This window comes from Uliginosibacterium silvisoli (assembly GCF_036017035.1).
Lineage (GTDB): Bacteria > Pseudomonadota > Gammaproteobacteria > Burkholderiales > Rhodocyclaceae > Viridibacterium > Viridibacterium silvisoli.
In genome coordinates this window covers 385830-407778 of record NZ_JAYXHS010000003.1, presented here as the reverse complement: position 1 = coordinate 407778, position 21949 = coordinate 385830, and the positions used below count along the sequence as shown (strand labels likewise).

At 62.8% G+C, this 21949-nt stretch carries 10 protein-coding genes; 4 read left to right on the top strand and 6 right to left on the bottom strand.

Annotation, left to right across the window (positions count from 1 at the left end; translation table 11 throughout):
• Positions 1-59 precede the first annotated feature (59 nt).
• Both yihA and hemB read left to right on the top strand, forming a co-directional pair.
• On the top strand, positions 60-698 hold the full coding sequence (gene yihA, locus VVD49_RS16560; RefSeq protein WP_327600318.1) for a ribosome biogenesis GTP-binding protein YihA/YsxC: 639 nt from the start codon (positions 60-62) through the stop codon (positions 696-698).
• 366 nt (positions 699-1064) lie between these two features.
• Complete coding sequence (gene hemB / locus VVD49_RS16555; RefSeq protein ID WP_327600317.1) at positions 1065-2087, top strand: porphobilinogen synthase; 1023 nt, start codon at positions 1065-1067, stop codon at positions 2085-2087.
• Between the two features lie 73 nt (positions 2088-2160).
• Here the strand turns inward: hemB and VVD49_RS16550 are convergent, their stop codons facing one another.
• The 4 genes from VVD49_RS16550 to bioB all read right to left on the bottom strand — a co-directional run bounded on the left by VVD49_RS16550 (position 2161) and on the right by bioB (position 6096).
• A complete protein-coding gene (locus VVD49_RS16550) occupies positions 2161-2826 on the bottom strand; it encodes a pyrimidine 5'-nucleotidase (protein ID WP_327600316.1) in 666 nt (221 codons plus the stop codon).
• Positions 2823-3701 carry a methyltransferase domain-containing protein gene (locus VVD49_RS16545; RefSeq protein ID WP_327600315.1) on the bottom strand — a complete coding sequence of 293 codons (879 nt, stop codon included), beginning with the start codon at positions 3699-3701 and terminating at the stop codon, positions 2823-2825. Before VVD49_RS16545 ends, VVD49_RS16550 begins: the two co-directional genes overlap by 4 nt.
• 51 nt (positions 3702-3752) lie before the next feature.
• Positions 3753-5009 (bottom strand): putative Na+/H+ antiporter, encoded by a 1257-nt coding sequence (locus VVD49_RS16540; RefSeq protein ID WP_327600314.1) that lies wholly within the window; start codon positions 5007-5009, stop codon positions 3753-3755.
• 61 nt (positions 5010-5070) lie between these two features.
• A complete protein-coding gene (bioB, locus tag VVD49_RS16535) occupies positions 5071-6096 on the bottom strand; it encodes a biotin synthase BioB (protein ID WP_327600313.1) in 1026 nt (341 codons plus the stop codon).
• Between the two features lie 59 nt (positions 6097-6155).
• Here bioB and VVD49_RS16530 point away from each other — a divergent pair, with 59 nt between their 5' ends.
• Positions 6156-6902: a ComF family protein gene (locus VVD49_RS16530; RefSeq protein ID WP_327600312.1), complete on the top strand. Its 747-nt coding sequence runs from the start codon at positions 6156-6158 to the stop codon at positions 6900-6902.
• 47 nt (positions 6903-6949) lie between these two features.
• Positions 6950-7414, top strand: a complete 465-nt coding sequence (locus VVD49_RS16525) for a tRNA (cytidine(34)-2'-O)-methyltransferase (RefSeq protein ID WP_327600311.1) — start codon at positions 6950-6952, stop codon at positions 7412-7414.
• Positions 7415-7916: 502 nt separating this feature from the next.
• Here the strand turns inward: VVD49_RS16525 and VVD49_RS16520 are convergent.
• Positions 7917-9557 carry a sensor domain-containing diguanylate cyclase gene (locus VVD49_RS16520; protein ID WP_327600310.1) on the bottom strand — a complete coding sequence of 547 codons (1641 nt, stop codon included), beginning with the start codon at positions 9555-9557 and terminating at the stop codon, positions 7917-7919.
• An 8-nt stretch (positions 9558-9565) separates the two neighbouring features.
• Positions 9566-21871, bottom strand: a complete 12306-nt coding sequence (locus tag VVD49_RS16515; RefSeq protein WP_327600594.1) for a cadherin domain-containing protein — start codon at positions 21869-21871, stop codon at positions 9566-9568.
• Positions 21872-21949 lie beyond the last annotated feature (78 nt).

Here is a 21949-nt window from a genome sequence, read left to right as displayed (position 1 = left end):
GCGCGCGCCAAGGTCCGCGCAGCGCGCCTCTCCCGTCATCCCGGATTTCTTCAGACACCATGAGCCTGTTTCGCCACGCCAGATTCGAGATTTCGATCGCCCGTCCCCAGGATCTACCGCCCGCCAATGGGCCGGAGATCGCTTTTGCCGGACGCTCGAACGCCGGCAAGTCCAGCGCGCTGAATACTTTGGTTGGGCATACGCGCCTGGCTTTCGTCAGCAAGACTCCTGGCCGGACGCAGCTCATCAATGTTTTCCGCATGCACAACGGCGCAGCGCTGGTCGATCTGCCCGGCTATGGCTATGCCAAGGTGCCTGAGGCTGTCCGCCTGCAGTGGGTGCGCCTGCTCGAGAACTACCTGACGCGTCGTGAGAGCCTGATGGGGCTGATCCTCATCATGGACTCGCGTCATCCTTTGACGCCACTCGATCAGCAGATGCTCAGTTGGTTTGCGCCGAGCGGACGCCCTGTCCATGTGTTGCTCAGCAAGGCCGACAAGTTGACGCGCAGCGCCAGCGCGCAGGTGCTGGCGAAGGTCAGGCGTGAGTTGCCGAAGTGGGGCGATCAGATCACCGTGCAGCTGTTTTCCAGCCTGAAAAAATCCGGCATGGAAGAGGCGGAGTCCATCGTGTCAGGCTGGATGGCGCCTGCGGGCAGCGCGGCAGTCGCTGAGCCTGAAGGTGATGCTGCCGACTGATGCGGCTTATGCAGATGTCGAAATGACAAATGCAAATGCGTGTAAAACTTTCACAAAATGTAGAAAATTTTGCAAGGCAAAGGGTTTGCTTCCCCACAAAAGAAAGACCCCCGAGCGCGAGGGGACGCGTCGGGGGCTAAACAACCCAGAAGGCCCGGGGGAGCGCAACTGGGCAACCCGCTCAGGGAGGTGAAGCGGGAGGCGATGCTGCACGGGGGGTGCAACACCGTCTGCTCTAATAGAAGGACAAATTAGTGAAAAGTTCCGAACTTTTTTCGAAAAATTTTCGGATACATTTTCTGACGCTGTTTCCGGCGGGAATACGTACAAGATATACACACCTCAAGCAATCCGGATTGATACCAAATGAATAATGGTTTTCCCCCAGGTTCGCCTGCCTTTCCTTCGAGCCGCATGCGTCGTATGCGTCGCGATGATTTTTCGCGTCGCCTGATGCGTGAGTCGCAGCTATCTGTAGATGATCTGATCTACCCGGTCTTCGTGCTGGAAGGCGAGGCGCGCGAAGAGGCTGTTGCCTCCATGCCGGGTGTGTCGCGCGTGTCGCTGGATCGTTTGCTGCTGGTGGCCGAAGAGGCCGTCGCGCTGGGCATTCCTGCGTTGGCCCTGTTCCCTGTGGTGGATGCTGCACGCAAGTCGCTTGACGCTGCCGAAGCCTGGAACCCTGACGGCCTCGTGCCGCGCACCGTTCAGGCCCTCAAGGCGCGTTTCCCCACGCTGGGTGTCATCACCGATGTGGCGCTGGATCCTTACACCAGCCACGGGCAGGATGGGCTGATCGACGACAGCGGCTACGTGCTCAATGATGAGACGCTGGCCGCGCTCGAGAAACAGGCGCTGTGCCATGCGCAGGCCGGCGCTGACGTGGTTGCTCCTTCGGACATGATGGACGGGCGCGTCGCGCGCATCCGCGCGAGGCTCGAAGCCGAGGGCTTGATCCACACGCGTATCCTGGCGTACTCGGCGAAATACGCTTCAAGCTTCTACGGCCCGTTCCGCGACGCGGTCGGCTCGGCTGCAAATCTGGGTAAAGGCAACAAGTACACCTACCAGATGGACCCTGGCAATTCGGACGAGGCGATCCGCGAGGTGGCGCTCGACATTGCTGAAGGTGCCGACATGTTCATGGTCAAGCCGGGCATGCCATACCTCGATATCGTGCGTCGCGTGAAGAGCGAGCTGCAGGTGCCGACCTTCGTATATCAGGTCAGCGGCGAGTACGCCATGCTCAAGGCTGCGGCGGCGAATGGCTGGCTCGATGAGCGCGCCTGTGTGCTTGAAGCCTTGCTGGCATTCAAGCGCGCCGGAGCAGACGGCATCCTGACCTACTTTGCGCTGGATGCGGCACGCTGGTTGCGCGAGAAGGGCTGAGCCGGCAGGGCTGCATGAAAAAGGCCGCACGGATGTGCGGCCTTTTTCATGTCTGGATGCGGAGCTGCCCTGCTCAGAAAGATCTGCGCGGAGCGAGGCCTATGCGTCGTAAGTCCAGGATGCTGCGCAATTTGACATCGACATAAGCGGGCCTGCCCTGGGCACGGCTGATCCATACGGTGCGCATGCCCAAGGCCTTGGCGGTGCGCAGGTTTTCCAGCGAGTCTTCGACGAGGACGCATTGCCCGGCGCGCACGCCCAGCTTTCCCAGCAGATGGCGAAAGCCTTGTGGCTCGGGTTTGGGGCGCAGGCGCAAGCCTTCGACGCCATGGATGTCGCTGAACAGGTGATCAATGCGCATGTGCCTGAGCACGGCCTCAACGTAGGCTTGTGGCCCGTTCGATACGACGATCTTGCGTCCCGGCAAGCGGTGCAGCACGGTACGAATCTCGCGCTCGAAGACGATCAGCTCGTGCAGATCCGGGAATTGATGCGTGTGGTACAGGAAATGATGCGGGTCGGTGTCGTGATTGCGCATCAGACCGAGCAGCGTCGCGCCGTAGCGTCGCCAGTAGTGCATGCGCAGCGCGTTGGCTTCTTCGGTGCTGATCTGCAGTTTTTCCGCGATATAGGCTGTCATTGCCGCATTGATGCGCGGGAAGATGTACGCACTCGTGTTGTGCAGCGTGTTATCCAGATCGAATAGCCATGTCGGCGCGCTGACAGGGTTACTGGTCATGTGCGTGGCTTGAAGCTGATGACCGAGCGCCCGTCTTCGAGCTTCTTCGGTGCGGTTTTCCAGGCATGGCCGTAAACGATCTCGAAGGTGGCCGGCAGACGGCCTTCCGTGCGCAGGCGGTCATACGCCTGTCGTGCGCGCTGCCAGTTGCCCTTGCCGGTGAGGCCGCGCGGGCGGGCGCCGGAGGCGTTGCTTGCACCGGCTTGTTGCAGCTCGCCCAGCAGGCCGTCGAGATCGGTATAGGTGAGGGTGATCACTTCCATGTCCATCACCGGCTCGGAAAAGCCGGCGTTGAGCAGGCAGTCGCCGAGGTCGTGCATGTCGATGAAACGATGCACGCGTTCGCCACCTGTCGTCGGCAGTGCGGCGCGTAGCTCGCGCAGCGTGTCGGGGCCCAGTGTCGAGAACATCAGCAAGCCATCGACGGCGAGTACGCGATGCATTTCGCGCAGCGCTGGCATCGGCTCGTGGAACCAGTTGAGCATCAGGTTGGACCATACCATCTGCACGCTGGCGCGTTGCAGGGGCAAGGCTTCCGCATCGGCGCACAGCAGTTGGGGGGCTTTGCTGCGGCTGAAGAGGCGTTGCAGGAATCCGCCGTATTGCTGGCCTGATGCGAGCAAGGAGCGTGCGAAGTCGATGCCGATGCGTTCGGCTTGTGGGTAGCGCTCGGCGAAGCCCGGCAGGTCGCGCCCTGTGCCGCAACCGAGATCGAGGATGCGTGTCGGGCTGACTCGGATGTAGTCGAGGCGCTCGGCCATGCGCCGCGACACTTCACGCGCGAGGAAGTCGGCCTTGTCGGCCGTCGCAGCGCTGTCGTTGAAGTGTTGCCGGACGAGCTGGCGATCGAGCTGGAAGTCTGTCGGGATACTCATTCGTATGCGTGGCGAACAGCAGTGGCGAAGGGCACGCCGGGGCTGCCTGGATCAGAGTAGCTGGAAGGCGCAGACGGCGACGAGTGTTGGCAAGGCCGCCGCAGCAAGCAGCCCGGCCGGGCTGATCGCGCCATCGGCAAAATGCTCGCGCAGAATGGTGTAGCCCGCCGGGTTGGGCGCGTTGGCGATGACGGTCAGCCCACCGCCGGTGACTGCGCCGGCGACGAGGGCGTATTTGAAGCCGTCGTCGATGCCGTCCACGAGTGAGCCCAGGTAGGTCAGGGCGGCATTGTCGGTAATGGCGGTCAGTGCAGTGGCGCCGAAATACAGCGTGAGGTCATTCATGCCGGCGAGGATGTCCTGCAACCACCATTTCTGCTGGCCGCCGAGCACGATGAGGCCGGCGAGGAAGAAGCCCACCATCAGCCCTTCGCGCAAGATCAGCTCGTCCTGATGGCGTTCGTAGGCGTGGGCAAAGCCGATGAAGAACAGCAGCAGGCTGATGAAGGCCGCAGGCGTGTGGGCGAAGACGACGACGCCGCACAGGAACAGGATGGAGATGATGCTGATGGGCAGCGGCACGGGAGCGCGCTCACGCGGCACGTTTTCGCTGCAACCGGCCAGCTCCTTGTGGAAAAGCAGGGTTGCGGCGACTGCATTGACCACGACGGCGCATGCGGCCTTCCAGCCGAAGTGGAAGAACATGAAGTTCAGGTCCCACCCCCATTTGCCCGCAACCATCAGCACCGGTGGCGCAGCGTAGGGGGTCATCACACCGCCGATGGAGATATTCACGAACAACACGCCCAGCGTGGCGTACTTGAGGCGCGCCGAAATGTCGCGCTTGTAGTACTGATCGCGCAGAATGAAGGCCGCGAGTGTCATGGCCGCCGGCTCCGTGATGAAGGAGCCTAGCAGGGGCACGACGATGAGCGTCACGACATAGAAGCTGGCGCCATGCGATATGGGTAACAGGCGGGCCAACCCATTGACCAGCGCCAGCGCGAGTTCGAGGATGGGGCGCGAGCCGGCGACGACCATGATCGCGAACACGAACATGGGCTCGGTGAAGTTCAGTGAGTCGAGATAGCGCGTGGCCTCCGGCTTGCCGTAGAGGACAAGCATGAAGACGATGAGGATCATCGCCCAGAAGCCGAATACGGCTTCGACTTCAGCGAGGATGTGCCAGACGCCGGAGTGGGCGGTCTGGCGGTCCGCCAGGCGTTCGAAGATCTTCGTGGAGAAGGTGTGTATCAGCGCGATGCCGAACAGTACGGCGCCGATGATTTCGATTGTCGAAGGACTCATGGCCTGTATCCGGATTGCCGTCAAACGAGACTGGCGGGCTCGTTGCGAGCCCGCCCGCGGATTACACGGACTTGATGCCCAGTTTCTGCATCAGTGCTGCGTCGCCTTCCACGTCAGGATTGCCGGTGGTGAGCAGCTTGTCACCGTAGAAAATCGAGTTGGCGCCAGCCAGGAAGCACATGGCCTGGGCTTCGTCCGACATTTCGCGACGACCTGCCGACAGGCGCACGTAGCTGGCCGGCATGGTGATGCGCGCAGCGGCAATGGTGCGGATGAATTCGAAGATGTCGATCGGCGGCGTGTCAGCCAGCGGCGTGCCCTCGACGCGCACCAGATTGTTGATCGGCACGGATTCGGGCGGTGGGTCCATGCTGGCCAGTTGCGAGATCAGCGCGGCGCGACCACGGCGTGATTCGCCCATGCCGATGATGCCGCCGGAACACACGTGGATGCCTGCGTCACGCACCTTGTCGATGGTGTCGAAGCGATCGGCCTGCGAGTGCGTCGAGATGATGGAGTCATACATCTCGGCAGCGGTGTCGAGATTGTGGTTGTAGTAGTCGAGGCCTGCGTCGGCAAGCTTCGCTGCCTGGCCTTCGCGCAGCATGCCCAGCGTCACGCAGGTTTCGAGGCCCAGCGCTTTGACTTGCTTGACCATCTCGATGACGGGCTCCAGGTCGCGATCCTTCGGGCCGCGCCAGGCGGCGCCCATACAGAAACGCGAGGCACCGTTCTCCTTGGCGATGCGTGCCTTGTCGACGACCTCGGCAACCGCCATCAATTCTTCCGACTCGAGGCCGGTCTGGTAACGTTTGGCTTGCGAGCAGTAGCCGCAGTCTTCGGAACAACCGCCGGTCTTGATCGACAGCAGGGTCGAGCGTTGCACGGCGTTGGCATCGAAATTCTCGCGGTGTACTTGCTGCGCGCGGAACATCAGGTCATTGAACGGCAGGTCGAACAGGGCCAGAACTGCATCTGTATGCCATTCGCCAGAGGTGGCAGCCTTGCGTGGACGGACCAGACGGATTTCCTTGGCCTGGATGTCGGAAGAACAGGAAGCGCTGTCCAGAGTGGTGCTGACGGTCATTGAGCAATCTCGATTTCTATGGGGAACAGCGGGAGACAAGCGCGGATGATCCGGGAAACATGAAAGGCTTGTCAAACAAGGCCAATGCGAAGCTCCTCGACCCGTGGGGGCGGATGCGCCGCGGTTTGCTGGCCAGGTTATGGCCGCAGCAGTGCTTTGTCTGCGGCGGTCGGGCCGGGCTGACGGTGGTGTGCCAGGCCTGCGAAGACATGCTGCCATGGCATGACAGCCCTTCCTGCCCGGTGTGTGCCTTGCCGGTGCCTGACGGCCAGACCTGTGGCCGTTGCCTCAAGCGCCCGCCGCATTTCGACGCCACGCTGGCGGCGTTCGAATACGAGCATCCGGTGCGCGAAATGATCATGGCGCTGAAATTCGGCGCGGCCTTCACGGTGAGCGACATGCTGATCAGCGCGCTGCTGGCGGTGGCCAGCGAGGCCGACGACCTGTCGGCAGACATCATCGTGCCGATGCCCTTGCATCGTCAGCGGATGGCCGAGCGCGGCTTCAACCAGTCCATGGAGCTGGCGCGTGGCGTTGGCCGGGCGCTGGATCTGCCGGTACGCGCGCAACTGCTCGTGCGCGACGCTGATACCCGCCACCAGGCGGGCATGCCCTTGCGCCAGCGCATCAAGAACGTGCGCGGCGCATTCCGCTGTGTCGAATCGATCGCTGGCAAGCGCGTGCTCGTGATCGACGATGTCATGACCAGTGGCGCAACGCTCAACGAGCTCGCGCGCACCTTGAAGCTTGCGGGTGCCGCGCAGGTGAGCAATCTCGTAGTGGCGAGAACCTTGCGCAGCAAGTAGCATCGCCGCCTTCCCCTGCGCAGTCATTTCACAAGCATTTATTCCCCATGTTCCACGTCGTCCTCTTCGAGCCGGAGATTCCGCCCAATACCGGCAACATCATGCGCCTCTGCGCCAACACCGGCGCGCGCCTGCACCTCGTGCAGCCGCTTGGGTTCGAGCTGAGTGACAAGCAACTGACACGTGCCGGTATGGACTATCGCGACAAGGCCGTCGTCACCGTGCATGGCGACTGGCTGGCGTGTTGTCGTGAACTGGGCGAGCGGCGCATGTTCGCGCTGACCACGCATGGCAGTCGGCGCTTCGACACGCCGCAGTACCAGGATGAGGATGTGTTCGTCTTCGGGCCGGAGTCACGCGGCTTGCCGGTGTGGCTGCGCGAGAGCTTCGCGCCGGATTTCCGCCTTCGCATCCCGATGGTGGCGGACAGCCGCAGCCTGAATCTTTCGAATAGCGCGGCGGTGGTGGTGATGGAGGCTTGGCGACAGCTGGGTTTCCGTGGTGGAGTCTAGCAATACTCAACGCGTGCTCGAGCGTTTTGATTGATAAAGCAATATGTCCTTATCCTTAGGACCACTTCACGTTAGGCACGGCATGAGCTATGACTCCGTAGATTCGGTAATCCAAGCGTGGGTCGCCAAGCATGAGCTCACACTATTTACCGGTGTCGAGGGAGTGAAAGATATCGAGTTCAGGGCCGTCTATGTTTCTAGTAGTGATGAGTGCTGCCAGATATGGGTCGATCCACCCAGAGAACTTGAGATCGAGTTGCATGCCGCTGGAGTTGAAACGCGACTGGATGAGGAATTCCGGCAAGACTGGTGTGTGCCTGTTTCGGCACTAAATGAATCTCTTGAGAGTGCACTTTTTTTTGTTCGGCGCTGGTTGGAGCGATAGCGCTTAAGGTGCGCAACATCTTTTCATTGCGCACGCTGTCCAGCCGAACAGTCGATATCTGTGATTGTTCGGAGCCTGCACGGTGCGCAAATGCCTTGCGGCATTTTCACACCCTGCTCAAGCGCCCGACTTTTCGAGCTTGTCTTTTTCCTGCTGGAAGCGCGTCTTGAGCGCGGCGCGGCGCTCTTCCGTGGCATCGTCGGCGGATTTCTCTTCCGCCTCTTCCTGCTTCGCCATTTCCGGCGCGAAGATCGTGCATTGATTGCGGCCGCTGTTCTTCGATACGTAGAGAGCCTGGTCGGCTTGTTCGATCAGGGCAGCGGCCGATGGCGCGTTGTGGCTGATGCTGGAGACGCCGAAGCTGGCGGTGATGAAGGGGCGGCCTTCCAGTTGCAGCGAGAAACCGACCTCGGTCTCCACCGTCTGGCGCACGCGTTCGGCGAACTGCATGGCCTGGTCTACGTCGGTATTGCCGAGCGCGATGCAGAACTCCTCGCCGCCGTAGCGGCATACCTCGTCGGTGTCACGCACCGAGCGCAATATGATGGATGAGAACTTCTGGATCACCTTGTCGCCGACCGGGTGGCCGAAGACGTCGTTGATGGACTTGAACTTGTCGATGTCGCACATCACGAAGCTCATCGGTGTGTGCGTCGCACGGGCGTTGTTGAACATGCCTTCGAGCAGGGGGAAGAAGGCGCGGCGGTTTAGTGCACCCGTCATCGGGTCGGAGCTGGCGAGTTTCTGCAGGGCGACGTTCTGGTCCTGCAGTTGCTCCTTGGAGTGCGCCAGCTCGGTCATGAGTACGACGAGTTGCTGGTTGGCCTCTTCGATCTCGGTGACGTCGCTGAAGGACACCATGCAGCCGCGCACGGCGTCACGGGCATCCAGCACCGGTGAGCAGTTGACGATCAGGCGGCGCAGGTCTTCGTCGTGCAGCGCTTCGTAGGCATTGCCGTGCACTGCTGACTTGCCATTCATGCACTCCTGCCAGGGGGGAGTGTCATGCTCGTCGCTCTGTGACTGGGTCAGCCAGCGGAAGGAGGACGGGTCTTTGCCGATCAGTACTTCGCGGTGTTCGCGTGACAGCCTGACGAAGGTGTCATTGGCCATCACGATGCGGCTCTGGTTGTCGACGACCAGCACGGCCTCGGAGAGCGCGTCGAAGGCCATCTGCACGCGCTCCGGCACTGCCGAGGAGGGGTCCAGATGCTGGAAGGTGCGGCGCAGGTAGATGTAGTACATGACGCCTGCACTGATACCGAACAAGCCGATGAGCTTGAACGAGGGCGTATTGAATATGCTGCCCAGCGTCGAGTCGTCGAGCGGTTTGAAGGCGAACTCGATCTGCCCCCAGCGGCTGTCCTTCGGTGAGCCAATCCTGGCGGCGGGGGCCATGGGCACGATGAAACGTGAGCGGCCCACTTCCGTGCTGTCGTGGGTGGTCCAGCTGCTCAGGTGATTGGCCGAGCTGGCAATCAACTCACCCGATGACATGCGCACGCCGATCGAGCGCAAGTCCGGGTTGCGTTTGACAAGCTCATTGACGACCGCCGGGATATTGCGCTGATCATCCTGCGACAACATGGTGGCCAGCTGCACGGACATGGATTCGGCAAGGTGTTGGCGGGCCTGTAGTTGCATCTTCTCCTGGCTCGGGAACACGCCGAGCACCAGATCCATGAACAACAGCAAGGTCATGGCCAGTGACATCAGGCCAATCGTGACGCGAACGGAGGGGCTGAAACGAAGGGGCATGGCTATGGTCAGGACTCGACTTCCGTCAACAAGGTGGATTTGCCGAAGTTCGGCCTGGATGGGAGCTCCTTGTTGGCGTCAGGGCTCGCTGCGGGGTCTGATTCATCCGGTATGAGATCGTCGACCCGGCCGCTGCGACGCCGGTCGCGGGCCAGGATCGGCAGGGGGTCCACCGTACGCCAGGCGGGGACGGAGGCCATCAGCGCAGCCAGCAAGCCAACCGAACGGCTTGCCCAGAAGACGATACCGGCGCTGATTGCCGTGGCGGCCAGCTTGCCGGCCTGGCTGGGCGACACGTCGAACAGGCCGTCTTGCTCGGCCTCAGGCGTGGTTGGAATGACTTCGATGCGCATGTCTTCCTGTGCGCTATCTGCCTGCGCGCCACGGCTGTATTGCCAACCGTAACTGTTCATGCCGGTGGCATTGGTGGTGTGCAGTTCGATTCCCTCGGCGTTGAAGTCCAGCAGGTCGGTACGCACGGCCGTGCCTGTGCCGTCGCCGTTCGAATGGCGTTGGGGAGCAGGCGCCGGCGTGGGCGTGACTTCGGTCGGCTCCCAGTCGGGCAATACCGCGTCCGGATCGCGCGGTACGGGGTCCGGCAGCGGCTCTTCCGGATCGATCGGTTTTGGTGGATCGGGCGGCTTGACTGGATCGGGCGGCTTGACTGGATCAATCGGTGGGTCAATCGGATCTGGATCCGGCAGCGGAATGATGATCGGGATGCTGCGGATTGCCAGGGTGGTCGAGCCGGTGACGGTGAAGCTGCCATCTGTCGTGCTGATGGCCAGCGTGTCGTCGCCGATGAAGCTCGCATTGCTCTGGTAACTCAGGCTGCTCACGGTGGCATTGATGTCGGCGACGCTGCCGTGCAGGGTCAGGCTACTTGTGCCGTTGCCGGTGATGCTGACTGCGCCTACACCCGCCACGTTGAGCGTGCCGTTGCTGACGGACAGGCTCAGGGTCTGCGCGTCGTTCTCCGGATCGGACACATGGATGCCCGAGAGGTCCAGCGCGGTGCCCGTCCTGCCGCTCGTATCGCCCGGCGTCGTGAGTGCCGGTGTCTCGTTGACGTTGCTGACGGCGATAGTGAAGTTGGCGCTGCTGGTCGAACCGTCGGCGCTGGTCGCCACGACGGTAATCGTATGGCTCTGCGCGGCTTCATAGTCGAGCAGGGCGCCATTGGCCACGCTCACCACACCTGTGCTGGCGTTGATCGTGAAGCGGCCGCCAGCGTCGTCGCTGAGGGCGTAGCTGACGGTGTTGTTCGTCGCATCGGCGTCCGTGGCGCTGGCCGTGATGCCTGCCAGGCTGCCTGTGGCGGAATTCTCGGCGACGCTGTTGCCGCTGCCATCGTTGTCGCTGACCGGCCCCACGTTCGATTCGTTGGCGTCGGTGATGGTGACGGCCCAGGCCTGTGTGGCCGTCGCACTGCCATCCGACACCTGGACGATGACGTCGTAGATGTTGTTGCCGCCGGCATCGGTGGGCGATTCGTAGTCGCGTGGCGAGATGAAGCTCAAGGCGCCGGTCGCACTGTTGATGGTGAAAAGCGCGGCGTCGGCACCTCCCGCTATCGAATAGGTCAGCGTGTCGCCATCTGCGTCGGTCGCCGTGACGGTCGTTACCGCCGTGGTGTTCTCTGTGACCGAAATGCTGGCATTGGCGGCGCCGCCTGCACTGGTGATGACAGGTGCGTCAGGCTGAGGCGTGACATCGAAGATGATGGTCTTGGGTGAAGGGTCGAAAGCCCCGTTCGAATCGCGCACGCTGAAGGTGAAGCTCGCGTAGCCGGTGCCGTTGGCGTTCGCCGCAGGCGTGAAGACCAGCGAGCCTGCCGTCGTGATGATCTGGCCTGCCGTCACCGGCACGCCGCCCAGTGTCAGGGTGCCGTTCGCAGGCACCGTGTCGATACGCACCGCGCTGAGTGAGTCGCCGGCGTCAACGTCGGTGAAGCCTACGTCGGCGACGGTAAAGGTGTAGGGCGCATCTTCGGCGAGTGAGATGGTCTTGTTCGTGCCGCTCGGGGCGTCGTTCACCGCGGTGACATTGATGGTCAGGGTGTTGGGCGCGGCATCGAAAGCACCTCCCTGATCGCCGACGCTGAAGGTGAAGCTCGCATAGCCGGTGCCATTGGCATTGGCCGCAGGCGTGAAGACCAGGTTGCCGATGTTGGCCGCGGCGATGACGTCGCCGGCCATGACTGCCACGCCCGACAGGGTCAGCGTGCCGGCGCCGGGTGGCGTGTCGATACGCACGGAGCCGAGCGAGTCGCCTGCGTCTATGTCGGAGAATCCGAAATCGGCAATCGAGAACGTGTAGGCCGTGTCTTCGTTGATGGTGACGGTCTTGTCGGTTCCCGTCGGCGCATCGTTGACCGCCGTGACATTGATGCTGAGCGTATTCGGCGAGAGGTCGTAGAGGCCACCGGCATCGCGCACGCTGAAGGTGAAGCTCGCGTAGCCGGTGCCGCTGGCGTTGCTGGCCGGCGTGAAGACGAGGTTGCCGAGATTGCCTGCCGCAATGACGTCGCCCGCGCTGACGGCCACCCCCGACAGTGTCAGGCTGCCGGCGGCGGGCACGCTGTCGATGCGCACGGCGCTGAGGGTGTCGCCCGGGTCGCCATCGGTGAAGCCGAAATCGGCAGCGCCGAAGACGTAGGCCGTATCTTCGTTGGTCGTGACGGTATTGTTCGTACCGTCCGGTGCTTCGTTGACATTGGTGACCGTGACCGAGAGCGCCTGGCTGTCAGTCAGCGATCCATCCGAGACTTGCACCGTCACGTCATAGACGTTGTCGCCGTCAGCGTCGCCAGCAGTTTCATAGTCGGGTGCCGTGATGAAGCTTAGTACGCCCGTGCTGCTGTTGATCACGAACTTGCCGGCATCCGCACCGCCGGTGATGGAGTAGGTGAGCGTCGTGCCGGCGTCGACGTCGCTGGCCACGACCGTAGTGACCGCCGTGGAGTGCTCGGGGATCGACAGCGAGGCGCTGGCACCGCCGCCATTGCTGGTGATGACGGGGGCCTCGTTGAGATTGGTGACCGTCACCGCAATGGCTTGCGAGTCGGTCAACGCGCCATCGGATACGTGCACGATGACGTTGTAGATGTTGTCGCCACCTGCATCCGTCGGCGAGTCGTAGTCAGGCGCCGTGATGAAGCTCAGCACACCGGTGTTGCTGTCTATGGTGAATTTCGACGCGTCAGCGCCGCCGATGATGGAATACGTCAGGGTCGTGCCGGCATCGACATCGCTGGCGACGACGGTGGTGACTGCCGTGGAGTTCTCGGGTACCGACACGCTGGCGAGTATTCCGCCGCCATCGCTGGTGATGACCGGGGCCTCGTTGACGTTGGTCACCGTCACCGAGATGGCCTGGCTGTCGGTCAGTGCGCCATCCGAAACCTGTACGGTCACTTCGTAGACATTGTCGCCGTCCGCATCGGTAGGCGTTTCGCGATCCGGCGCGGTGATGAAGCTCAGTACGCCGGTGCTGCTGTTGATCGTGAACTTCGCTGCGTCCGCGCCGGAGATCGAGTAGGTCAGCGTGCCGGAGTCGACGTCGGTCGCCGTCACGGTGGTTACTGCGGTGGTGTTCTCGGCGACGGAGACGGAGGCAGTCGCACCGCCACCGTTGCTGGTGATGACCGGAGCCTCGGCGGTATTGGTGACGGTGACCGCGATGTTCTGGCTGTCGCTGAGCGCGCCGTCGGAGACGACTACCGTCACGTTGTAGATATTGTCGCTGTTCGCGTCGCCCGGCGATTCGTAGTCGGGCGGTGCGATGAAGGTCAGCACGCCCGTGCTGCTGTCGATGCTGAACAGCGCCGCATCGGCACCACCGGCAATCGAATAGCTCAGCGTGCTGCCGGCGTCGACGTCGCTGGCAACGACCGTGGTGACTGCCGTCGTGTTTTCGGCCACCGAGACGGAGGCGTTGGCGCCGCCACCATTGCTGGTGATGACAGGGGCCTCATTGACGTTGGTGACCGTGACTGCAATGGCCTGGGTGTCCGTCAGCGAACCGTCCGAAACCTGCACGATCACGTCGTAGATATTGTCGCCGCCGACGTCGCCCGGGGCATCGTAGTCGGGCGCTGTGATGAAGCTGAGCGCGCCGGTGCTGCTGTTGATCGTGAACTTCGATGCGTCGGCACCGCCACTGATCGAATAGACCAGCGTCTGGGCCGGCAAGTCGGCATCGCTGGCCGTGACGGTGGTGACGGTCGTTGTGTTCTCGGCCACCGAAACCGATGCGCTGGCACCGCCGCCGTTGCTGGTGATGGTGGGGGCGCTGTCGTTGACTGGCGTGATCGTGACGGCAATGGCCTGTGAATCCGTGAAGCTGCCGTCCGAGACCTGCACGATGACGTGGTAGACGTTGTCGCTGTCGGCGTCGCTTGGCGACTCGTAGTCGCGCCCCGAGACGAAGCTCAGTGCACCAGTGCTGCTATTGATGGTGAATAGCGCCGAGTCGGCCCCGCCGACGATGCTGTAGCTTGCCGTGGCGCCCGCATCAACGTCGCTCGAGGTGACCGTGGTAACGGCCGTGGTGTTCTCGGCAATGGAGAGTGCAGCGCTGGCACCGCCACCGTCACTGGTGATGGCGGGTGCGTTGTCATTCACGTTGCTGATATTGATCGTGAAGTTCTGCGTGCTGGTCGAGCCGTCGGCACTGGTTGCCACCACCGTGATCACATGGCTGGTCGCGCTTTCGTAGTCGAGCAAGCTGCCATCGGCGACGGTGACCACGCCGCTGCCGGCATTGATGGCGAAGCGGCCACCTGCGTCGTTACTGAGCGCATAGGTGACGCTGCTGTTGGTGGCGTCGGCGTCTGTGGCGCTGGCGGTCAGACCGACGACAGTGCCATTGGCGGCATTCTCGGCGACCGTGTTGGCCGCGGCGTTGCTGTCGGTGATCGAGCTGACAGCGAATTCGTTGACGTCGGTCACCGTGATGGCGAGGGTCTGGCTGTCGGTATTGCTGCCGTCGGAGACCTGCACGATCACGCTGTAGATGTTGTTCGCGTCGGCATCCGTCGGGTTCTCGCGATCCGGTGCCGCGAGGAAGCTCAACGCGCCGGTGCTGCTGTCGATGGTGAACAGCGCGGCGTCGGCGCCGCCGATGATGGAGTAAGTGGCGGTTGCGCCGGCATCGGCATCAGTCGATGTGACGGTCGTGACGGCCGTCGTGTTCTCGGCGATGCTCACCAGTGCCGCGCTGCCGCCGCCGTTGCTGGTGATGACAGGTGGATTGTCATTGACGTTGCTGACGCTGATCAGGAAGCTCTGCGAACTGCTGGAGCCATCGGCGCTGGTGGCTACGACGGTGATGAGGTGAGCCGTCGCGCTCTCGTAGTCGAGCAGCGAGCCATCAGCCACGGTGACGACGCCCGCGCTGTCGATGGTGAAGCGGCCGCCGGCATCGTTGGAGAGTGCGTAGCTGATGCTGCTATTGCTGCCGTCTGCATCGGATGCATGGGCTGTAATGCCCACGACAGTGCCGTTGGCCGAGTTCTCGGCAACGGTATTGGCGCTGGCATCGGTGTCGGTGATGGCACTGATGCTGAATTCGTTGGCATCGGTGACTGTCACGGCGATGGCCTGGCTGTCGCTGAGTGCGCCATCGCTGACGCTGACGATCACGTTGTACACATTGTTGCCGCCCGCATCGGTGGGCGACTCGAAGTCCGGTGCGGAGACGAAGCTCAGCACGCCGGTGACGGGGTCGATGGTGAACTTCGCGGCATCTGCTCCACCACTGATCGAGTAGGTCAGGGTGTCGCCTTCGATATCGGAGGCCGTGACCGTGGTGACTGCTGTCGTGTTTTCGGCGACGGAGACGGCGGCGAGCGCGCCACCGCCATTGCTGGTGATGGTCGGCGCGGTATTGACCGAGGTGATGTTGATCGTCACGTTCTTCGAGTCGGTCAGCGAGCCGCCTGTGCCCGTGTTGCCATTGTCATCCACTGAAATGGTCAGCGTGTCGGTGGGCGGTGGTGTATTGCTGTCGATGCGATAGGTGAGCGTGGCGCTGCCCGCGCCGGCGAGCAGGTTGTTGATCTGGCTGAGCGTGCCCGTGAGGGTCACGCTGGTAGTGCCCGAGCCGGCGACGGCGACCCCGGTACTGCCCGCTGCGACATTCAATACACCGCTGGCCACCGATAGTGTCGCGGTGATTGTGCCGGAGGCTGCATCGACATCTGCAATCGACAGGCCCGTGCCTTCCAGCGCCATGTCCACTTTCTCGGTCGCCGCGTACGAAGGCGCCGTGATGGTCACGACCGGCGCGTCATTCACGGCGGTGACGGTGATGGCCACCGTGTTGGTGTCGGTGAGCGTGCCGCCCGACCCGGTATTACCCTGGTCGGAGGTGGTCAGCGTGAGGGTGTCGGCGCCATTGAAATTCAGGTTGCCGGTGTAGCTCATGCCGGCGAGGGCGGCGTTGATGTTGGCAAGAGTGCCGGTAAAGACCAGCGTCGCATCGCTCGTGCCGTCACCGGTGGTAAAGCTCAGGCCCGTGGTGCCGGAGAGGGTCAGCGTGCCGTGCGCAACCGACAAGGTCACCTGCACGCTGCTGCCCGCCGCATCGACGTCAGCGATCGAGATCAGGTTGCCATTGCCGGAGGAGAACACCAGGGTTGCTTCTTCCGCCACGCTTTGCGCAGCGGGCACGGTGTTGACCGGTGCGTCATTGACGGCCGCGATATTGATGGTGACGTTCTTCGAGTCGGTGAGCGAACCACCACTGCCGGTGTTGCCGTTGTCATTGACGGCAAGCGTCAGGGTGTCAGTGGCCGGCGGGGTGTTGCTGTTGATGCGATAGCTCACCGTCGCGCCGCCCGAGCCCGCAAGCAGGTTGTTGATCTGGCTGAGCGTGCCGGTGAGGGTCACGCTGGCCGAGCCGGAACCGCCAACGACCACGCCGGTGCTGCCCGCGGCAATGGTGAGCGTCCCGCTGGCCACCGACAGCGTGGCCGTCATGCTGCCGGAGGCCGCATCAATGTCGGCAATCGACAGGCCTGTGCCTTCGAGGGACAGGTCGGTCTGCTCGCTGGCGGAATAGGAGGGCGCCGTGATGGTCACGACCGGCGCGTCATTCACGGCGGTGACGGTGATGGCCACCGTGTCGGTGTCGGTGAGCGTGCCGCCTGACCCGGTATTGCCCTGGTCGGAGGTGGTCAGTGTGAGGGTGTCGGCGCCATTGAAATTCAGGTTGCCGGTGTAGCTCATACCGGCGAGGGCGGCGTTGATGTTGGCAAGAGTGCCGGTAAAGACCAGCGTCGCATCGCCCGTGCCGTCACCGGTGGTAAAGCTCAGGCCTGTGGTGCCGGAGAGGCTCAGCGTGCCGTGTGCAACCGACAAGGTCACCTGCACGCTGCTGCCCGCCGCATCGACGTCGGCGATCGAGATCAGGTTGCCATTGCCGGAGGAGAACACCAGGGTTGCTTCTTCCGCCACGCTTTGCGCAGCGGGCACGGTGTTGACCGGTGCGTCATTGACGGCCGCGATATTGATGGTGACGTTCTTCGAGTCAGTGAGCGAACCACCACTGCCGGTGTTGCCGTTGTCATTGACGGCAAGCGTCAGGGTGTCGGTGGCCGGCGGGGTGTTGCTGTTGATCGTGTAGCGGATTGCCGCACCGTCCGAACCGGACAGCGTCTGGTTGATCTGGGCCAGCGTGCCGGTCAGTTGCACGGTCGTCGGCGTCAGGTGTGACACGGTCACACCAGAGGTGGCGCCAGACACGTTCAGGGAGCCGCTGACGACGGACAGGGTCACGGTCATGGAGCCCGTGCCTGCATCCACGTCGGAGATCGACAGGCCCGTACCATCGAGGCGCAGCACCACCTGCTCGGTGGCCGAGTAGGACGGCTGGGCAATCGTCGCGACCGGCGCGTCGTTGACGCTGGCGACGCTGATGTCGCGCGTGGCGACATTGCTGTCGAGACTGCCATCACTGACCGTGAAGGACACGGTGCGCGTGGCGGTGGAGGGGTTGTCACTGCTGTTCTGGTAAGTAACCGAGCGCAGGGCGGTCTGGTAATCGGCGACGCTCGCCGAGCCGCTCAGTGTCAGGGTGCCGGTACTCGCGTTCCAGCTGCCCGTGATGCCGTTCTGGTTGCTGAAAGCGAGGACGTCCTGGCCATTCTGGTAGTTGCCGCTGATCTGCACGGTCGCGCCCTCGAGGCTGGCGCTGTCGACGTCGCTCACGCTGAGCCCGTTGTCGATGGCCGCCGCGCCACCGTTTTCGGTGTAGGCCAGCGTGCTGCCGGTGGTGCTCAGCACCGGCGCATCATTGACGGCGTCGACCGTGATCGTGAGGTTGTCGGTATCCGTCTTGGCGCCGCCGGAGCCGGTATTGCCCAGATCGTTGGTGCTCAGTGTCAGCGTGGCCGTGCCATTGAAGTTGGAAGTCGGCGCGAAGATCAGGCCGTCGAGGGCTGCATTGATGGCGGCGAAGGTGCCGGTGAACACCATCGTTGCATCGGCGCTGCCGTCACCCGTCGAGAACGACAGGCCGCTGATGCCGGACAAGGTCAGGGTGCCGTTGGTGACGGAAAGAGTGACCTCCACCGCCGCATTGCCCGCATCGACGTTGGTGATGCTGATGAGATTGCCGTTGCCGGAGGACAGCGTCAGCGAAGTGTCCTCGGTAGTGTTCTGCGCCGAGGGCATATTGTTGATCGGCGCGTCATTGACGGCGTCGACGTTCAGCGTGAAGGTGTTCGGCGTGGCGTCGTACCCGCCAAAGCTGTCCTGCACGCTGAACGTGAAGGAAGCGTATGGCGTGCCGTTGGCATTGGCCACCGGCGTGAATACTAGGTTGGTGATGTCGGCCGTCAGGATGGTCTGCCCGGCAGCGACGGCGATGCCTGAAAGCGTCAGTGAGCCGCTCGCAGGCAGCGTGTCAATGCGCACGCCTGCAAGCGTTTGGCCGCCGTCCGCATCGTTGAAGGCGAAGTCGCTGACCTGGAAGGTGTAGCTGGCATCCTCATTGAACGTTGCTGAAGCGTCGCTGCTGGTCGGCAGATTATTGGCGGCAACATTGATTGTCAGCGTTGCGATATTGCTGGTGAGGCCGTCAGGATCGGTGAGCTGATAGGTGACGGTCTGGCTGCCACTGGTCGCACCCGGATCGAAGTTGATCGAGCCGTCCGGATTGACGGTGGCCGAAGTGCCCGGGCTGTTGCTGATGATGGTGACGGTCAGGTCGCCCGCCACATTGTCCAGATCGCTGTCGTTGGCTTTGACGTTCACGTCGATAGGCGTGCCCGGTGCTGTCGAAGCGCTGTCATTGTTCGCCACCGGTGCGTCATTCACCGGATTGACCGTGATGCTGATGTTGTCCGTATCGCTCTTCGCGCCACCGCTGCCCGTGTTGCCCTGGTCGTTGGTGGTGATGCTCAGGGTGGCCGAGCCGTTGTAGTTGGCGGTCGGATTGTAGGTGAGGGTGGCGAGCGCGGTATTGATGTCGGCGAGGGTGCCGGTGAACACCATGCTGGCGTCCGTCGTGCCGTCACCCGTCGTGAAGCTCAGGCCGCTAGTGCCGCCCAGCGTGAGGGTGCCGTGCGTGACGGACAGCGTGACCTGCATGCTGCCGCTGGCAGCATCGGCGTCGCTGATCTGGATCTGGTTGCCGTTGCCTGCGCTGAACACCAGCGCCGTGTCTTCATCGGTAGCCTGCGCGCCCGGCACGCTGTTGACCGGCGCGTCATTGACGGCCGACAGGCTGATATTGCGCGTGGCGGTATTGCTGTTGAGCGCTCCATCGTTCGCCACGAAGGAAACCGTGCGCGTCGTCGTAACCGGGTTGTCGCTGCTGTTGCGGTACGTCACTGCGCGCAGCGCAGTCTGGTAGTTGGCGACGCTGGAGGAGCCGCTGAGGGTCAGCGTGCCGGTCGCGGCATTCCAGCTGCCGGTGATGCCGAGCTGGTTGGTGAAGGCCAGGATGTCCTGACCATTCTGGTAATTGCCGGTGATCTGCACCGTCGCGCTGGACAGATTGGTGCTGTCGATGTCGCTGACCGTCAGGCCGGTGTCGATTGCCGTGGCAGCCGCATTCTCCGTGTATGACAGCGTCGTTCCCGTGGTTGCCAGCACGGGTGCGTCATTCACCGCGTTGACCGTGATGGTGACCGTGTCCGTATCGGTCTTGGTGCCGCCCGAGCCCGTGTTGCCCTGGTCGCTGGTGACGAGGGTCAGGGTGGCCGAGCCGTTGTAGTTGGCCGTCGGGTTGTAGGTGATGGTGGCCAGCGCCGCATTGATGTTGGCGATGGTGCCGGTGAACACCATGCTGGCATCTGTCGTGCCGTCGCCGGAGCTGAAGGAGAGCCCGCTGACGCCGCCGAGGGTTAGCGTGCCGTTGGTGACGGAGAGCGTGACCTGCATGCTGCCACTGGCGGCATCGACGTCGGCAATCTGTATCTGGTTGCCATTGCCCGAGCTGAAAACGAGCGCTGTGTCCTCGTTGGTGCTCTGCGCGCCCGGCACGCTGTTGACTGGCGCATCGTTCACCGCAGACACCGTGATGCCGATGGTGTCGCTATCGGTGGCACCGTTGCTGTCGGTCGACAGCACGGTCAGCGTATCGCTGCCGTTGTAGTTGAGCAGGCCCTGGTAGACGAGGCTGCTCAGGGTGGCATTGATGTCGGTCTGCGTGCCGGTGATGGTGAAGCTCGCAGTGCCGTTGGCGCCTGCCGAGATACTGGCCGCGCCCGAGAGGCTGACGTTGAGCGTGCCGTGCAGCACGTCGAGCGCGACGCTGACGAGGTTGTTGTCGATGTCGTTGACCGAGATCGTCGAAATCGCCAGCGGCGTGTCTTCATTGACGGACTGCGCACCGGGCACCGAGTTGACGGGCGAGTCGTTCACCGGATTGACGGTGATGGCGACATTGTCAGTATCGGTCTTTGCGCCACCCGAGCCGGTATTGCCCTGGTCGGAGGTGACGATGGATAGCGTGTCGCTGCCGTTGTAGTTGGCGGTAGGCAGGTAGCTCATGCCGGCCAGCGCCGCATTGATGTTGGCGATCGTGCCGGTGAACACCATGGAGGCATCAGACACGCCGTCGCCCGAGGAGAAACTCAGGCCACTGGTGCCGGAAAGTGTCAGCGTGCCGTTGCTGACGGAGAGCGTGACCTGCATGCTGCCGCTGGCGGCATCCACGTCACTGATTGAAATCAGGTTGCCGTTGCCTGACGAGAAGACGAGGGCGGTGTCTTCGTTCGTGCTTTGCGCGCCCGGTACGCCATTGACCGGCGCATCGTTCACCGGCGTGACGTTGAAAGTGATCGTATTGGGCGAGGCGTCATAGACGCTGCTCTGGTCACGCACGCTGAAGGTGAAGCTGGCGTACGAATTTCCGTTGGCGTTGGCCGCAGGTGTGAACACCAGCGTGGAGAGCTGCGCAGTCGTGAGGATCGTGCCCGCCGTGACGGTGCCGCCGGAGTAGGTGAAGGTGCCCACGGCCGGGACCGTATCGAAGCGCACGGCGCTGAGCGAGTCACCGCTATCGACGTCGGAGAAGCCGAAGTCAGAGGCGGAAAAAGTGTAGGCCGTGTCCTCGTTCGTCGTGATCGTCTTGTCAGCGCCGGTCGGTGCGTCGTTCACCGGCGTGACGTTGAAAGTAATCGTGTTCGGCGAAGCGTCATAGACGCTGCTCTGGTCACGCACGCTGAAGGTGAAGCTGGCGTAGCTGTTGCCATTGGCATTCGCTGCAGGCGTGAAGACCAGCGTGGAGAGCTGCGCAGTCGTGAGGATCGTACCTGCCGTGACGGTGCCGCCGGAGTAGGTGAAGGTGCCCACGGCCGGGACCGTATCGAAGCGCACGGCGCTGAGCGAATCACCGCTATCGACGTCGGAGAAACCGAAGTCGGAAGCGGCGAAGGTATAGGCCGTGTCCTCGTTCGTCGTGATCGTCTTGTCGGCGCCGGTCGGTGCATCGTTCACCGCTGTGACATTGACCGTGATCGTGTTCGGCGAAGCATCGAAAGCGCCGCTCTGGTCGCGCACGCTGAACGTGAAGTTTGCGTAGTTGCTGCCATTGGCGTTGGCGGCCGGCGTGAAGGTCAGCGTGGCGATCTGTGCATTGCTGAGAATCATGCCGGCGGTGACGGTCGTACCACCCGAGTGCGTCAGCGTGCCGGCCCCAGGCACGGAGTCGATGCGCACGCCATTGATCGAGTCGCCGCTATCGACATCGGAGAAACCGAAGTCGGAGGTCGTGAACGTGTAGGCCGTATCCTCGTTCGTGGTGATCGTCTTGTTGGTGCCGGTCGGCGCATCGTTCACCGGCGTGACGTTGAAAGTGATGGTGTTGGGCGAGGCGTCATAGACGCTGCTCTGGTCACGTACGCTGAAGGTGAAGCTGGCGTAGCTGTTGCCGTTGGC

What these genes read in the sequence shown, in the direction of transcription:
- yihA (WP_327600318.1), top strand. Translation starts at nt 60, where the DNA reads ATGAGCCTGTTTCGCCACGCCAGATTCGAGATTTCGATCGCCCGTCCC.
- hemB (WP_327600317.1), top strand. Translation starts at nt 1,065, where the DNA reads ATGAATAATGGTTTTCCCCCAGGTTCGCCTGCCTTTCCTTCGAGCCGC.
- VVD49_RS16550 (WP_327600316.1), bottom strand. Translation starts at nt 2,826, where the DNA reads ATGACCAGTAACCCTGTCAGCGCGCCGACATGGCTATTCGATCTGGAT.
- VVD49_RS16545 (WP_327600315.1), bottom strand. Translation starts at nt 3,701, where the DNA reads ATGAGTATCCCGACAGACTTCCAGCTCGATCGCCAGCTCGTCCGGCAA.
- VVD49_RS16540 (WP_327600314.1), bottom strand. Translation starts at nt 5,009, where the DNA reads ATGAGTCCTTCGACAATCGAAATCATCGGCGCCGTACTGTTCGGCATC.
- bioB (WP_327600313.1), bottom strand. Translation starts at nt 6,096, where the DNA reads ATGACCGTCAGCACCACTCTGGACAGCGCTTCCTGTTCTTCCGACATC.
- VVD49_RS16530 (WP_327600312.1), top strand. Translation starts at nt 6,156, where the DNA reads ATGAAAGGCTTGTCAAACAAGGCCAATGCGAAGCTCCTCGACCCGTGG.
- VVD49_RS16525 (WP_327600311.1), top strand. Translation starts at nt 6,950, where the DNA reads ATGTTCCACGTCGTCCTCTTCGAGCCGGAGATTCCGCCCAATACCGGC.
- VVD49_RS16520 (WP_327600310.1), bottom strand. Translation starts at nt 9,557, where the DNA reads ATGCCCCTTCGTTTCAGCCCCTCCGTTCGCGTCACGATTGGCCTGATG.